General features: G+C 44.0%; 13 protein-coding genes. 2 read left to right on the top strand and 11 right to left on the bottom strand.

From position 1 onward, the window contains the following. Window positions 1-187: 187 nt before the first annotated feature. The 5 genes from RYL27_RS01295 to prfA form a co-directional block, all read right to left on the bottom strand. Entirely contained in the window at window positions 188-886 is a 699-nt protein-coding gene (locus tag RYL27_RS01295) for a hypothetical protein (RefSeq protein WP_040649068.1), read from the bottom strand. A gap of 44 nt (window positions 887-930) precedes the next feature. Next, entirely contained in the window at window positions 931-1,743 is an 813-nt protein-coding gene (locus tag RYL27_RS01290) for a GNAT family N-acetyltransferase (protein WP_314964678.1), read from the bottom strand. A gap of 349 nt (window positions 1,744-2,092) precedes the next feature. Next, a complete protein-coding gene (locus RYL27_RS01285) occupies window positions 2,093-3,241 on the bottom strand; it encodes an L-threonylcarbamoyladenylate synthase (RefSeq protein ID WP_314964677.1) in 1,149 nt (382 codons plus the stop codon). 171 nt (window positions 3,242-3,412) lie between these two features. Beyond that, on the bottom strand, window positions 3,413-5,152 hold the full coding sequence (locus RYL27_RS01280; protein WP_314964675.1) for a glycosyl hydrolase family 18 protein: 1,740 nt from the start codon (window positions 5,150-5,152) through the stop codon (window positions 3,413-3,415). Window positions 5,153-5,259: 107 nt separating this feature from the next. Continuing rightward, complete coding sequence (prfA, locus tag RYL27_RS01275; protein ID WP_007157084.1) at window positions 5,260-6,336, bottom strand: peptide chain release factor 1; 1,077 nt, start codon at window positions 6,334-6,336, stop codon at window positions 5,260-5,262. A 248-nt stretch (window positions 6,337-6,584) separates the two neighbouring features. Between prfA and RYL27_RS01270 the strand changes: the two genes are divergently transcribed. Continuing rightward, window positions 6,585-6,875, top strand: a complete 291-nt coding sequence (locus tag RYL27_RS01270; RefSeq protein ID WP_007157085.1) for a hypothetical protein — start codon at window positions 6,585-6,587, stop codon at window positions 6,873-6,875. A 255-nt stretch (window positions 6,876-7,130) separates the two neighbouring features. On the opposite strand, the gene RYL27_RS01265 is transcribed toward RYL27_RS01270, so the two are convergent. From RYL27_RS01265 to RYL27_RS01240, 6 genes are all read right to left on the bottom strand, one after another. Next, window positions 7,131-7,919: an acyl-CoA dehydratase activase gene (locus tag RYL27_RS01265; RefSeq protein ID WP_314964672.1), complete on the bottom strand. Its 789-nt coding sequence runs from the start codon at window positions 7,917-7,919 to the stop codon at window positions 7,131-7,133. Window positions 7,920-7,951: 32 nt separating this feature from the next. After that, window positions 7,952-9,103 carry a double-cubane-cluster-containing anaerobic reductase gene (locus RYL27_RS01260; protein WP_314964670.1) on the bottom strand — a complete coding sequence of 384 codons (1,152 nt, stop codon included), beginning with the start codon at window positions 9,101-9,103 and terminating at the stop codon, window positions 7,952-7,954. Window positions 9,104-9,146: 43 nt separating this feature from the next. Continuing rightward, complete coding sequence (locus RYL27_RS01255) at window positions 9,147-9,911, bottom strand: amino acid ABC transporter ATP-binding protein (RefSeq protein ID WP_007157088.1); 765 nt, start codon at window positions 9,909-9,911, stop codon at window positions 9,147-9,149. 164 nt (window positions 9,912-10,075) lie between these two features. Further along, complete coding sequence (locus RYL27_RS01250) at window positions 10,076-11,029, bottom strand: transporter substrate-binding domain-containing protein (protein WP_314964668.1); 954 nt, start codon at window positions 11,027-11,029, stop codon at window positions 10,076-10,078. A 144-nt stretch (window positions 11,030-11,173) separates the two neighbouring features. After that, the gene (locus RYL27_RS01245; RefSeq protein WP_331666483.1) at window positions 11,174-11,848 is read right to left on the bottom strand and encodes an amino acid ABC transporter permease; all 675 of its coding nucleotides are present in this window, start codon (window positions 11,846-11,848) and stop codon (window positions 11,174-11,176) included. 223 nt (window positions 11,849-12,071) lie between these two features. Next, a complete protein-coding gene (locus tag RYL27_RS01240) occupies window positions 12,072-12,971 on the bottom strand; it encodes an AraC family transcriptional regulator (RefSeq protein ID WP_314964667.1) in 900 nt (299 codons plus the stop codon). Window positions 12,972-13,243: 272 nt separating this feature from the next. On the opposite strand from RYL27_RS01240, the gene gnpA reads away from it, so the two are divergent. Next, window positions 13,244-14,810: 1,3-beta-galactosyl-N-acetylhexosamine phosphorylase (gene gnpA / locus RYL27_RS01235; RefSeq protein WP_314964666.1), on the top strand; the 1,567-nt coding region annotated here is incomplete at its 3' end.

Genomic DNA, 14,810 nt, shown 5'->3' with positions numbered 1-14,810 from the left:
ATGAAGATTATATAAAATTAGGTGGCATTGTGGACATTATTGGTGACATCCTTTGCTATTAGCAAAATCCACAACCAACTTCATGTACTGTATATCTTTTCGATGGAGAATATTATCCGCCCCAGAAGTTGCCGTTCCTGGGGGATTTGCGTACTGCATAAGTACTTCTATTTTGCATTTCCTTGTCCTATACATGAATCGCATCGGATGCATTTATAGAATAAATTGTGGCATGCTTCAAAGCATTCCCATATTTCTTATTTTGGCCTGCAAGCATTAGCACAGGAAGTATAAAAGCCTTAATGAAATACAGAATTGTCCAAATCACAGTGTTTTCGAATTGGTAAGATTTCGTTACAACTCCATAAAGTAAAGTAGAATTCAGAATCAAATTAAATGTTGTGGCCAAACTAGCAGTCATTAGATTCGTCCGTATTTCGGGATGATAAAATTTTACTGCATATAGGCCAAGTAAAGAAATGTTGTAAATACAAATCGGCTTATAATCTTTCCTATAAACTACCAGTGTTTTTCGATTATAAAACAAAAACTTTTTTCTTACATAATGGGCTTCATTAATCCATACATGGCTTACAGCAGTAATTTCCGTCCAGGGCACAAGTAAATCTATTTTACAAAGGTAAATCCCCTCCTCACCAATGCTACATTTCCAGCCTATAAAAGAAAATAATAAAATGAGAAAGAGACTGATTCCCGAAAGGATATAGTTTATCTCCTCCTGACCAATACTAACCATTCCTTGAAAAAGCTCCAGTTTCTCACCACTCTTCTCGGTAATAGTCCAAAGGAAAAGAAGAGGAAGAATCACAACGATAAACAAATAGTAGCGATAATAAATACTATGAAACTTAATTCCTTTTTTCATCCTAAACGAAACTCCAACACTATGCATTAAACCTGTCAAAAAGATCATGCTTCAATCCTAAACTCCAAAAGATGCCCTAAAAGCTCCTCTGCCGGTACATCGAATTCCTCTGCAAGCTCCTGCAAACGTTCATCAATCAAGTACTTACTTTGCTTTTGATAACGCCTTAGTCGCTCTCCGTGGAGAAAGCTTTCACTGATTCCATTGGGCTTTGCCTCTAACTTCCGCATCATACCGATAGAAGCTTCATTGTCCGCATCCACCCGTCCTCTATAGACAGACTCTCCGGTACGGCGCTTTAAGGCCTTCATCAAAAGTCTTAAGCTTTCTGTACCGATTCCCCGTCCTTGATATTGTTTTTTCAAGGAAATGCACAATTCCCAAGGGTTTGCCTGTAGATTTCGGATTCCACAATAGCCTAAGAATAGTCCATTAAAAGAAAATATACTGTAATAGGCTCTATTCCTATAATGGAAGCTGTTCCAAAGATTCTTTAAAAACCTCTGGTCGGAAAAGGCCGCCTTAAAGAAGGAAGTATCATATTCCACCTCCATATAATCCTCCCTATCTTCCTCTGCAATTCCCAGCAAACAAAGGCTTTCTCCCTCCGCCAGAAGCTCCCCTTCCCTCGGCAAAATGCTTTCATCAAAAGCAGGATTCCTCTCCTCCAGAACTTCTTCCTCTGCGAAATGAAGTTCCTCCTCTAGTGCAGAAAAGAGGCTGCAAAATCGCTCTGCTGCCCCTTCTTTCTTGTCACCCTGTTCAATTTTTTCGATTTCTTTCAAACCTTCCAATATTTCCGAGAACAACATCTGTTCCTTCAAGTGAATATTTCTGTCCTCCTTCAGTACTTTCATAGCCACCCCTCTCTGTAGGTCGCCGTCCCACGCTCTATAATTCTCCAAGCCTTATTGCCGGAGAATATTTCTATACCGAAAAGGCTATCTTTCTAGCTTTAGGATACACCCAAGAGTATGGGATTTCTACACTTTAGAGCATAAAAGTTTTTTGCAATCCCGCTAAAGGTTTAAATTATTTTTCATTTTTTCAAAATTATAATTTTATGGGTTTTCGATGTCTATGAAATTTAATAAAGAAAGAGATTATGAAGCAAAATCAACCCTAGCTTTTATGCATCATAGGTCTGAAACGGGGGTAATCTGAGCCCGTCAGTACTTACTGAAAGCAAGCACCTGCTTTTATCCCTTAGACATACAAAATCCTTTGTCCCGCTGCCTTCTTTAAGCGATTCATTAAGGCAAATCCTACTCCTTCTTCGGAATAGCACTCTCCCAAAATCAATTCCGCTCCCTCTTCATCTGCCTTACGAAGCAGTCGAAACAAATTATGGGTCATGGATAGGGGTTCCTCTCGCCTCCCTAAAATTTGCACTGTAAAACGCCCATCCCCCTCATATAGGGACGCAGTATCCTCTCCGCAAAGAATCCAGATTCTTTTCTCCGGAGATACCGAGAGTTCCTTCTCTCCATAAGAAAGGATGGCTTCCGCTACAGACTTTTTCATCTCTTTCTCCGGGCAATCAGAAAGTTCCTTTTCCCCATAAGAAAGGATCAATTCTGCTATTTCCTCTTGCCCTGACCTTGTCTCATCTTCTTCCTTTTTCTTAAAGAGTATCATCTCCGCCTTAGGCGCATAATGCCGGTACTTCATGCCGGGAGCCTTTGGGGTAAAGCCCTCTGCCATGCTCTTTCCCAATAAAGTCGGGTCAATGGCCACCTTTTCCCCTAAAACCTCTTCCAAATCCTCTATCGTAATAGCTCCCGGACGAAGCAGGGTGGGACAGTTTTCACTTAAATCCACAATGGTGGATTCTACCCCGATGCCTACTGCACCGTCCTCTAAGATGCCCTCAATCCTGCCTCCCAAATCCACAAAAACGTGGGAAGCCTCTGTGGGGCTGGGGCGTCCGGAAAGATTTGCAGAGGGTCCTGCAATGGGAAAGCCGCAGGCGCGAATCAGATCGAGGGTTAAGGCATTTTCCGGAGAACGTAGAGCTACGGTTTCCAGTCCTCCCGTACTTTCTTTGGGCACCAAGTCGGACTTTGGCAGTACCAGTGTCAAGGGTCCCGGCCAAAAGGCTTCCATCAGCTTTTTTGCCTTTTCCGGTAAAGCTTTTACCAAAGGGTAGACCTCTTCTATAGAGGAAACGTGCAAAATCAAAGGATTGTCGGAGGGTCTACCCTTAGCGGCGTAAATCTTTTTTGCCGCCTCCTTATCCAAACCGTTCCCTCCTAAGCCGTATACAGTTTCCGTAGGGAAAGCCACTAAGCCTCCCCCCTTTAGAATCTCAGCGGCCTCTGAAATCCCTTCTTTTCCAAAGATTTGTGTCTTCATCCTGACGCCTCTAATTTAAGATATTTCTATAATGCTTTTACGATATAATCACGCTTTGTTAAAATGCCTTTTTGCGACTTTTTATACTTTTTATGATGCTATATTTGTGATGCTACTTTTATGATGCTATTTTTATGATGCTATTTTATACTTCTGTTTCATAATGCATCTTTATGAAGCCTTTTCTTCTAAATTCAGAATAGACCAAAAGCCCTGAGGCTCCTGTCCCAGCTTCCAAGCCGCAACACCTTGAATGCCCTTTTCCCGAAGCAGGCTTATCTTTGCTTCCATGGACTTTTCATCCTCCATCCAGATTTCCTTTTTCTCATTTCCATCTTGAATCACACCGTAGTATTGACCAATATCCTCTTTCCACTCTAAAGGAACATTTTTCTCTGTAATCCATTCCTTGGCCTTTGTGATGGAAAGAGCCTCGGAACGGAGCTTTCCGTTTGCATCGGTAATCCACACTCTGGTATAGAAAGGAAGGGCGATAATCACCCTGTTCTTATCCATCTTCGCAGCACTTTCGTCAATTCCCCTCTCCACATAGCTTAAAGAGGACACGGAGCCTGCTTCCTCCGAGCCTGCATAATGCTCGTCATAGCACATAATGACCACATAGTCGCAAATTTCTCCCAGCTCCTTGATATTGTAGTAAGCATTATAAGAATAGGGAACATAGCAATCCACGCTCAAAAAGAGCTCCTCGGTACGGCAGGCAATGGACAGCTCCCGCATGAATTCCAGATAATCTCTGGCTGCGCCTTCCGGTAAAAGCTCAATATCCACATTGATTCCGTCAATCTGCTTTTCCTTTAAATCCTTGATCAAATTTTCAATCAAAGCGCTTCTATGCTTTGCCGCAGAAAAAAGTGCCTTGGCATCCACCTTTCCCGCATCAAAGTTATTCAGAGTGGCAAATACCTTCTTTCCTGCTGCATGAGCCTTGGCTACATAGCTGGCATCGCTATAGGAAATAAAGTTACCTGCATTGTCGGAAAGCACATACCAGGTAGGTGCCACAATATTGCTCTCTGCTGCATTTGGCAGCAAGGTGTCCAAGGTATTGTTGGCTTCCGGAGTGGTAATCTGATGGAAGGCCAAAGTAGGATGAACTCCCTCTCCCATGCTTTTATGGGAATAGACCGGAGCCTGGAAGTCGGAGCTTTTTTCAATCTCCACCTCATCCCCTAAACGGCTGTTTCGAAGGTAACCGATAAAGCCGTCCTTGGTTTCCACCTTAGACCACTTCTCCATTTTTTCTAAAACAAGAACCTTATCTCCCTTTTCCAGGTCCGTAAGGATAGGACTCTTCACTCCACCCTGCACACGAACCGCCTCTTTAGCCGTTAAAGTCGCCTGCTTTTCCTTGCCAAAAGCATTGTAAAGGAAGACTCTCTTATGCTCCGCATCCGTAAAGCTTTCCACTTCCAGGGCAGTATGGGACTGAATCAGAGAGAGGCTGAGGAAAATGTTTTTCCCGTCCACAAAATAGGGAAGCTTTCCATCCTTTCCCTTTTCTCCCGGCTGATAGATTTCCACAGAATCCGGCAGGGCATAGCGGAGGGTTTTCTCATCATCGTCATAATAAAAACGAATATTTAACTGCTTTACCACAAAGCCATAGGGGAGATAGACCTCTCCATCCTGCATTCTTCCCAGAGTCAGTACGGAATCCTCTACCTGTTTTTCATGGTTTAAATACAGCTCCACATTGTCTCCGGATACGGAAAAATAGCTGTTTAAATCCGCTCTGGCTTTGGTGGGCATATACTTCTTCACATAGTAAAAAAGACCTGCCCCCGCAAAAAGCAAAATGAAGCAAAAAAAGATCAGAAAAAAAGGAAGGAGACTCTTTCCCCCACTCTTTCCCCTTTTTCTGCTCTGTCTTTCTCTTTGTTCTTCCATTCCTTACCCCTTCTATACTTTCATCAGCACGATTCATTATTCCAAAGAAACTATTTTATTATACAAAAATCCCCCCTTTTCCCCATTAAGAAAAGGAGGCATTTTCCTTAATTCTTCTCTTCCAATCGTGCCAGTTTCTCTGCCTGATCTTCAGTAATCAACGGGTCAATTAAGAGATCCAGATCTCCGGAAAGCACCGCATCAATATTGTAAAGAGTAAGCTTGATTCTATGATCCGTTACTCTTCCCTGAGGGAAGTTGTAGGTACGAATCTTCTCGGAGCGGTCTCCCGTTCCTAACTGAGAACGCTTCTCCGCCGCATTTTCCGACTGCTGCTTTTCCAACTCGATTTCATAAAGTCTTGCTCTCAGAAGTCGCATAGCCTTCTCTCTGTTTTGTACCTGAGAACGCTCCTCCTGACACTCTGCCACAAGACCGGTAGGCTCATGAATCAGTCGAACCGCAGAAGAAGTCTTATTGATATGCTGTCCACCGGCTCCGGAGGAACGGAAAACCTCCATACGCACATCCGCAGGATTGATTTCTACCTGCACATCCTCTACCTCCGGCATAACCGCCACCGTTGCAGTGGAGGTATGAATTCTTCCGCCACTTTCCGTCTCCGGTACACGCTGTACTCTGTGTACCCCGGATTCATATTTTAAACGGGAGTAAGCACCGTGACCGTCTACAATAAAGACTACTTCCTTTAACCCCCCAAGGCCGGTTTCATTAAAGGAAACAAGCTCTGTCTTCCAGCCTCTTTTTTCCGCATAGCTGGTGTACATTCTATAAAGAGATCCGGCAAATAAAGCCGCTTCCTCTCCCCCTGCACCGCCACGGATTTCCATTACGATGTTCTTATCATCATTTTCATCCTTAGGTAAGAGGAGAAGCTGAATCTCCTTGGTAAGTCTCTCTTGGTCTTCCTTGGCCTGCTGCAATTCTTCCTTGGCCATCTCCAGAATTTCCTTATCCTTTTCATTGTCCAAAAGGGAAAGAGCCTCCTCTTCACTTTGCTCCGCCTTTCGGAAAGCCAAATAAGCCTTATAAATCGGCTCCAAGCTGGTCTGCTCCAAAATCAACTTTTTATACTGACTAATGTCGGAAACCACCTCCGGAATCGTCAGGTTATGCATAATTTCTTCGTAATGCTTTTTTACTTCTTCTAAATTTTCAAACATCCTTTACTCCTTGTAATGGAATTTTTCCCAAGAGGGGATTCAATGCTGTAAGACCTGCACGCCTAAAGGGACTGCCTTGGCTCTACACTATGCATTCGCAAAGGGAACGCCTCATCTCTACAATATGCACTTGCAAAGGGAACTATATAGCAAAAAGCCTCCCCCTGTCAAATGAGATTTTCCCTTGACTCTCCCCTACAATTTCGTATAGTGATAAGGGAAAAGTAAACGCCTAAAAAGGAGGAAATATGAAGGTTCAAATCGTTGGTAGTCACATGTGTCCGGGATGCGTAGAAATTCTGGAAGAAATGAAGAAAAGAAATGTAGAGGTGGATTTTGTAAATATTTTTGAGGATTTTCACTCTCTGAAATATTATCTGATGTTACGGGAGCAGGAGGACTGCTATGCGGAGATTCGGAAGCAGGCCCTTCAGTCTGATTATCCTGAAAATGGCAGACTGGGCATTCCTTGCATGATTCTTCCGGACGGAAGAAAGTTCCTGGATATGGATGAGGCGATTGCCGCATTAGAAGCCTAGCAATAAGAATAGAATATAAAAGATATAAAGAATCAAAATTAAATAGCTTTTATAAGCATAGGTCTGAAAGAGGGGTAGTCTGAGCCCGACGGTACTTGCGAAAAACAAGAGAAACGAAGTTTTTCGCTTAGTATCCGTTTCGAGGCGAAGCTAGCGGGAGCGTGCCCCATTTCAGACCTATGCTTTATAAAAAGCGTATGCAGTATTCAGCTATATTTTTTTACATTTAGCTAAGAACTGAAGCGGTAAAGCCTCCTACATTCTACCCTTTTCTACCTGCTCCTTCGCCAGTACCGCAGCACCTAATGCTCCGGCAGAGCGGGCATTTTTATGGGAATGAATGGGTTTTCCGATTTTCTCCGATAAAATCTCCTGAAAATAGGCCGCTTCACAGAGCCCTCCGGTAAGATAGACCTCCGGGCTTTGATCTCTGAGCCTTCCCAACATTTGCACCACCTTTCCTGCAACGGATTGCAGGATGCCGTAAGCAATATTGGCTCGTTCAATCCCCTGTCCCACCAAGGAAATTACCTCTGATTCCGCAAAAACCGTACACATAGAGCTGATTTTTACTTCTTCGGTATGCTCCTTGGCAAGAGAGTTTAAGTCCTCCATGGAAATGTTTAAGCGGTTTGCCATAACCTCCAAAAACTTTCCTGTTCCTGCAGAGCATTTGTCATTCATGAAAAACTCTTCCACGGTTCTCCCCTTACAGGTAATGACCTTGGTATCCTGACCGCCCACATCAATCACATTCATGGCCTCATTCCCAAAAAGAGCCATGGCCCCTTTGGCATGGCAGGTGATTTCCGTCATGGTTTTTCCCGCAAAGGCCACCGCGTTTCTACCGTAGCCTGTGGCAATGCAGGCATAATGTTCTTCATCCATGGGTTCTTCCAATCTTTCCCCAATGGACTTTAAAGCCTCAAAGCTACTCCAGCCGGTAGGCACGGAAAAGGCTTGAAGAATCTCGCCTTTTCCGTCTAAAACCACCGCCTTTCCCGCTGTGGAGCCTATATCAATTCCTAAATATTTTCTCTCCATCTTCCCTTCCCTACAAAAAGATCAAAAAGGAATTACAGCATCTCGATAAATGCTGCCACACGGGTATTTAACTGTCCCACATTGGACTGAGAGTAGTCAGTCTCTACGTTAAGATAGGGAATGCCCTTTTCTTCATTTACAAAGCGGCGAATCTTATTGGTCTCAATAGCATAGGTATGGCAGGCCTGCAAGGTCATATCCAAAACACCATCCGCATGATACTCACTGATCATCTCTCCCAAAGTCTGGAAACGGTTATTATTCGGTGTCATTACAGAGCAGCCAATAGCCAGGTATCTTCTGGAAATTGCCTCGTAGATATCTTCAGCATTTTCATCCACCTGAATACCGATAGCCTTTTCTCCTGTACAGTTTTCATATCCTACTACTACACCGCCATTTTCCTCTACCGCACGAATGACCTTCTCGGTAGCTCCTCCGATAGGACAGCCTGTAATCAGTATACGGGGGCGCTTCTCAAAATGCTTGCCTGCCTTATATTCCTCTTCTGTCTTCTGCTTTAAGGCAATGACCTCCTCCGCCAATGCCGCTCTATCAAACTTAAAGGTAGAGCCGTAGAGTACCTTAAAAACATCATAACCGGAAATCGGTGTAGGATCGTGCTTCATGAGTCCGTAGAAATCCTTTAATGCCTGATTGGCTCTATTGTTGATTCTGGTGGCTTCTCTAACCATTTCATCGGTAATATCCACCTGGAACTTCTCGGAAAGATAGTCCTTTAAACGAATGATTTCGTTTCGATACAGCTGAACAGCCAATTCTGTCTGCTCATGGGGCAGCCGCAGGAAGAAAACATCCTTAAACTCACTCATCAATTCATACATCTTCTTCTTTCCGTCACAGGTACTTTCTCCCACAACCACATCGGAAAAATAGAAGAAGGGACACTTGTCGGTTTTTGCAAAACCATAGCTTGACTTAATCAAAGGGCAGAGATTCTTGGGTAAATCCTTCTCCGCCTCTGCAATGGTTTCATCGGAAGTAGAGCAAAGAGAAACACTGGCTGCTCCTGCCGCCATAGCAATTTCCTTCGGAAAATAAGTACAATAAGATCCTACAATGGGCTTCCCCTGGTCCTTCCATTCCTTCACCATCAGGAAGGACTTCTTTCTCTGCTCCGCAAAACTCTCAAAAATCTCCGGCAAATCCTGTACAAGTTGCATATTTGTCTCCTTTCCAAAATAGACGCAAGTAGAATATATTGTGCTACAGCTCCTCTTCCCTCCTGACAAAGGAGAGAAACTGTTGTAACCTTTCCTGTTTGGTATCGGAGAAAAACTCCTCCGGTGGGGCATCCACCTGAATCTTCCCTTCTTCCATAAATAAAATTCGGTTTGCCACCTGTCTGGCAAAGGAAATTTCATGGGTGACGATAAGCATGGTGCGCCCCTCTTTCGCTACCTCTTGTATGGTAGCCAAGACTTCCTTTACCCACTCCGGATCCAGAGCCGAGGTGGGTTCATCGAATAAAATCACCTCCGGATTTACCGCCAATGCTCTGGCAATGCCCACTCTTTGCTGCTGTCCTCCGGACAGCTTGGACGGATAGAAGTCCATTCTATCCCCCATCCCTACTTGCTCTAATAAATGCTTGGAAATTTCTTCCGCCTCCGCTTTGGGCATCTTTTGCACCTTCGTTAAGGCTTCCATAACATTTTCCAAGGCAGTTTTGTTTTTAAACAGGTTGAACTGCTGAAAAACCATGGAAGATTTCCGCCGTAAAGCATAAACTTCTTCCTTTGTGTGAGACTTTGCGTCCACTGTACATTCCCCGATGCGAATCTTTCCTTCGCTGGGTACCGTAAGATAATTTAAACAACGAAGCAGGGTGGACTTTCCCGTTCCGGAGGGCCCAATGATGGCTACAATATCTCCTTTATGAATCTCCAAGGAAATATCCTTTAAAACCTCTGTTCCTCCCGGAAAGCTTTTGGACAAATGTTCAATTTCTATGAGCACTTCTTTTGCCACGGATTGTCCTCCCTACTTCTATGCATAATCCTTTACATACTTCTTTGTATGCTTCTTTACATAATTCTTTGTATACTTCTTTGTATGCTTCTTTACATAATTCTTTGCATACTTCAATATGTGCTGCTGTATGAATACTCTTCTTATACTCTTCCGCTTATTTCTTATTCCACGGTAAAGCCAAGCTCACTGTAAGGAATAATGTTCTTGGTCATATCGGAATACATATATTTCTCTACAATCTTTGCTACAGTTCCGTCCTCCAGCATTTCGGAAAGAACCACATTTACCTCATTTCTTAAAGCCTTACCTTCATCAGTTTTTGCAAAGTAGTAAGCAACGTCGTTGGCATAAAGTCGCTCATCCAAGAAACGAAGCTTATTGTTGCTGGCATTTTCCCACTTATAGACTGCGGAGTCTGTGGAAGCAAAGGCATCCAGCCTTCCCAAAAGAACATCCTGATATCCTGCGGAACCGTTCTCGCCCTCATATAAGGTTACGGTAAAGCCCTTTTCCTGCCCCATTCTTTCAATGGTCTGCTGGGCAGCCTGTCCGTTTAATACTCCAACCTTCTTATCCTTTAAATCATCGAAGGTCTTAATGGCACTGTCTTCCTTTACCACTACGCACTGTGCATCTCCATAGTAAGGTACGGAAACCAAATACTTCTGCACTCTGTCAGCATTTACCGCATAACAGTTTGCCGCCACATCCGCTCTTTTCGCATCCACCTGTCCGAAGGTTGCTCCGGAGCCGGTGGCCTGCATCACATCAATGGTCCAACCGGTTCTGTTTCCTATTTCCTTCCAGATTTCCGCATCAATACCGGTCCAGTTGCCCTTGTCATCAATCAAGCTGTAGGGCTCTCCCCCACCGCTGGTCGCCACATGGACGGTTCTTCCCTTGGTTATTTCCACCTTGGCACTATCACCTTCTGCCTTCTCTGTAACTTTCTCGCTTTCTCCCGCCTTCTCCTCAGCTTTCTCAGAAGCCGCCTCAGTAGCCTTCTCACTGGCATTTTCGCTTCCCACCGCAGTTGTTGCACTCTTGGCTCCTCCACAGGCATTTAATGCCAATGCAGCCAAGGCCAAAGCAATCCATAAATTCTTTTTCTTCATTTTTCTTCCTCCCTATACAAAAGTTTCGCTTTTTCAAGCAGTAGCCGGTGCTCTTTGAATTTCCGTATAAAAGCTCTTTCACCAGGAAAGCTTTATCCCAAAGCGCTGTCGATAAGCCAAATACGCCTACAGCATTTCTTTCCTTTAGTAGGCTTCCTTCAAGCGTTTCTCCACTATTTTCCGGAAAAAATCAAAGAAACTAATCACAACCCAGTACACCAGCATCACTGCCCCATAAACTTCAAAATAACGGTAGCTTTGGGAACCTTCCGTTCTGGCTGCTCCCATGATATCTGGAACCCCCAGCATAAAGGCTAGGGAACTGGATTTGATCAGATTGATAAAGTCATTAAAGAGGGGTGGTATAGCCACACGAATTGCCTGAGGCAAGACAATGCGGTATACCACCTGAAAGTGAGTCATCCCTAAAGACAGAGCCGCTTCTTTCTGTCCTTCTTCTACAGACATAAGGGCTCCTCGGATGCTTTCTGACATAAATGCTCCAACATTGACACTCAGCACAAAGGCTACTGCGGAAATCGGTGTCATGTCTCTTACAAGAACACTGTAAACCGCCAAGCCGAAATAAAAGAAATAAAGCTGGGCAACGATGGGGGTTCCCCGCATAAAGGAAACCAAAAATTTACATAAGGGGTTTAAAATCGGAACCTGATAATAAGAAATAATGGCAATCAAAATGCCCAAAACCAGGGAGAAAAATGTTGCGATTAAAGCGATTTCCAGAGTTACGGGAACCTTTAGGAAAATCTTGGGAACCACAGAAAAAAAATAAGAAATATCAAACATTGTGCTATCCACATCCCTCTATACAAGCCTTAAAATTCGTGTCAAAAAGAAAATTTTTCTTTTATAGGATAAACGAAAATGCATAGCATGACAAATTCTGAAAACTTATAATTTCTCATATTTATAGAGAATTTAAATATGCGCGTTTTTTATGAGTCTCCTTAGCAAAAAAGAGAGTGCATCCACTCTCCTTAAGCTGATATTTCTATTCTATATACCTATATCTGTCTTACCCTTATGCTTCCTCCGCCAACGACCTTATGGACTGAGCATACTCCGAAGGAGACATATCACACTCTTTTTTAAACTGCCGGGAAAAATAATGAATGGAGGAATAGCCCAGCTGGTCTGCAATCTGGGTAAAGTTTAGCTGTCCCTCTCGAATCATCCGCTTTGCGGTATCAATCTTCATCTTATGGAAGAGTTCCATCACTCCCATGCTTCCCACTTCCTGAAAGAGCTTTTGTAAATGAGAACGTCCCAATAGCATATCCCGACAGATTTCCTCTATAGTAAGCTTCTCCTGAATTCTTCTTTCCAGATACTCTACCACGCTGTTATAAAGCTCCCGTTTCCGATTTCCCTTTTCCACAAAATACTCCGTACTTCTCCCCGGTAAGGGCAAAGAAAAATACCGTCTGTATAAGGAAATCAAAAACTCCGCCAAATACTGCCGAATCAGCTGTTGCCCGCCGAAATTTTGCTCCGGAGAGAAAAGCAGCTTCTTTTGGTAGGGCTGATCCATTCTTCCGCTGAAAACATTGCTGCCTTCTTGAATAATTTTCGATAAAATCCGTTTTTCCTGCTCTGTAACGGAAAGACATTTTCTACGAAAATGCCAAAGAGCCGGACTGTGACAGTAAAAACTGATGACCACAAGGCTGGGTGCACTCTTTCCGTTGGTTAAGACATTATGAAACTCATTGGGTTCATGGAAGAGTATTTCTCCCTTTTTCAGGGGAATCGCCTTCTCTCCCGCAATGGCCGTGATTTCTCCGGAATCCACACAAACAAATTCCCAAAAGGGATGAGCCTCTCCGGGAAAAGCAAAATCTTTATGGTATTGAAAATAATGAAGAGATACCAGTTCCGAAATCTCTATAGAATCCTGCAAATACACGCTTTCATAATCCATAAGTCCTCCTAGTACTGCACCTTCCTATCGTCTGTACTATTCGATTATACCAATTAAATCGCTAATCATGCAAATATATATTCCCATTTTTTATGCTTTTTGCACTAAAATACGGGGTAGATTTATTTTCACTTTTAACACCAATCATGGCTAAAAAGCAAAGCCGGTCTTAAATAGCAGTCATAGGAAATGGTCTCAGCGCAAAGCAAGAAATACAGATGCATTGCGCCATAGGGAAAACAGAAAATACCAAGGAATAGAGAGGCAACAGTATGGGAAAAAGAACAGGACAACTTACTCTTCCCGGAGAAGAGAATTTTTTTGAAGAAACCAAGGAACTGGTGGAGCGTTTAGGAGCGGATGCCATCAGAGACAGTGACGGCACGCACTTGGATCCAAAAAGCAAAACTCTGCCGGTAAAAATTTACAGCACTTATTTTGTAGCCAGAGGGCACAATGAATTTGCAGAAAAGCATCCGGAGGAGTGTCAGCAATTTTATTTGATGTCCAAACCGGTAACCGCCTATTCCTCCCACTTGGAAATCCCCTATATGGAAGGCTTCTTTCCAAAGCAGGTAAGTCCGGACTTTGACCATGATCCGAAAAAATGGTGGGAGCTTATAGACCGTAGTACAGGGGAAGTGGTAGAGTCCTCCCTTTGGAGCCTAAAGACAGAAAAGAAGGAAGAGGGAAATCAGTATCTCCTGATTCTGGAAGATGCTCTTCCCTTCCACCGTTATACCCTAAGCTTTTTAGCCTATGCCCTTTGGGATCCCACAGAGCTTTATAACCACATTACCAACCAATGGGGGGATAAGCCCGGAGATATCCCTTTTGATATTCGGAAGCCCCACAGTAAGGCCTTTGCCAAATCCTGTCTTAGTCAGTGGTTGGCAGAGCACCCGGATACGGATGTGGTCCGCTTCACCACCTTTTTCTACCATTTTACCCTTCTCTTCAATCATGAAGAAAAAGAAAAATATGTGGACTGGTTTGGCTATGGAAACACCGTTTCCACAGATGCTTTAGAGGCCTTTGCAGAGGAATACGGCTATGCTCTTCGACCGGAGGATTTGGTGGACGAGGGATATTTCAACAGTACCTTCCGTATTCCTACCAAGGCTTATCTGGATTACATGGATTTCATCCAGCGCTTCGTGGCCAAGGAAGCCAAGGAGCTGGTGGAGCTTTGCCATAAGGAAGGCAGAGAAGCCATGATGTTCCTGGGGGATAACTGGATCGGTACAGAGCCCTACGGAAAATATTTTCCCTCCATCGGCTTAGACAGCGTGGTGGGAAGCGTGGGAGGAGGGGCTACTCTTCGTCTGATTTCCGACATTCCCGGAGTCCGTTATACCGAAGGGCGTTTCCTTCCCTACTTCTTCCCGGACAGCTTCTCCCCCGGCATGCATCCCGAAAAGGAAGCCATAGAAAACTGGATTAGCGCAAGACGGGCCATTTTCAGAAGTCCCATTGACCGCATCGGTTACGGCGGATATTTGAGCCTGGCCTACAAGTTCCCCGCCTTTTTGGATACCATGGAAAAGGTGGCGGAGGAATTTAGAGAAATTCATCAGGAAGTAAAGGGGCAGAAAGCCTACAACAAATGTAAGGTAGCCATCCTGAATGCCTGGGGGAAAATTCGTTCCTGGCAGGCTTACATGGTGGCTCACGCCCTGTATTATCAGCAGATTTACAGCTATTTCGGTATTTTGGAAGCCCTGTCCGGTATGGCGGTGGATGTGGAATTCCTCTCCTTTACCGATCTTTTGGAAAATGGGATTCCAAAAGACATTGATGTCATCCTGAATGCAGGGGATGCAGGTACCTCCTGGTCCG

Origin of the sequence: Oribacterium sinus (assembly GCF_963537195.1) — a bacterium.
In the GTDB taxonomy this organism is placed as follows: Bacteria; Bacillota; Clostridia; order Lachnospirales; family Lachnospiraceae; genus Oribacterium; species Oribacterium sinus_A.
Note: the sequence above shows the minus strand (reverse complement) of the source record. Positions and strands in the feature narration are given on the sequence as shown.

Coding starts and splice junctions, on each gene's coding strand:
- RYL27_RS01295 (WP_040649068.1), bottom strand. CDS start 886: ATGAAAAAAGGAATTAAGTTTCATAGTATTTATTATCGCTACTATTTG.
- RYL27_RS01290 (WP_314964678.1), bottom strand. CDS start 1,743: ATGAAAGTACTGAAGGAGGACAGAAATATTCACTTGAAGGAACAGATG.
- RYL27_RS01285 (WP_314964677.1), bottom strand. CDS start 3,241: ATGAAGACACAAATCTTTGGAAAAGAAGGGATTTCAGAGGCCGCTGAG.
- RYL27_RS01280 (WP_314964675.1), bottom strand. CDS start 5,152: ATGGAAGAACAAAGAGAAAGACAGAGCAGAAAAAGGGGAAAGAGTGGG.
- prfA (WP_007157084.1), bottom strand. CDS start 6,336: ATGTTTGAAAATTTAGAAGAAGTAAAAAAGCATTACGAAGAAATTATG.
- RYL27_RS01270 (WP_007157085.1), top strand. CDS start 6,585: ATGAAGGTTCAAATCGTTGGTAGTCACATGTGTCCGGGATGCGTAGAA.
- RYL27_RS01265 (WP_314964672.1), bottom strand. CDS start 7,919: ATGGAGAGAAAATATTTAGGAATTGATATAGGCTCCACAGCGGGAAAG.
- RYL27_RS01260 (WP_314964670.1), bottom strand. CDS start 9,103: ATGCAACTTGTACAGGATTTGCCGGAGATTTTTGAGAGTTTTGCGGAG.
- RYL27_RS01250 (WP_314964668.1), bottom strand. CDS start 11,029: ATGAAGAAAAAGAATTTATGGATTGCTTTGGCCTTGGCTGCATTGGCA.
- RYL27_RS01240 (WP_314964667.1), bottom strand. CDS start 12,971: ATGGATTATGAAAGCGTGTATTTGCAGGATTCTATAGAGATTTCGGAA.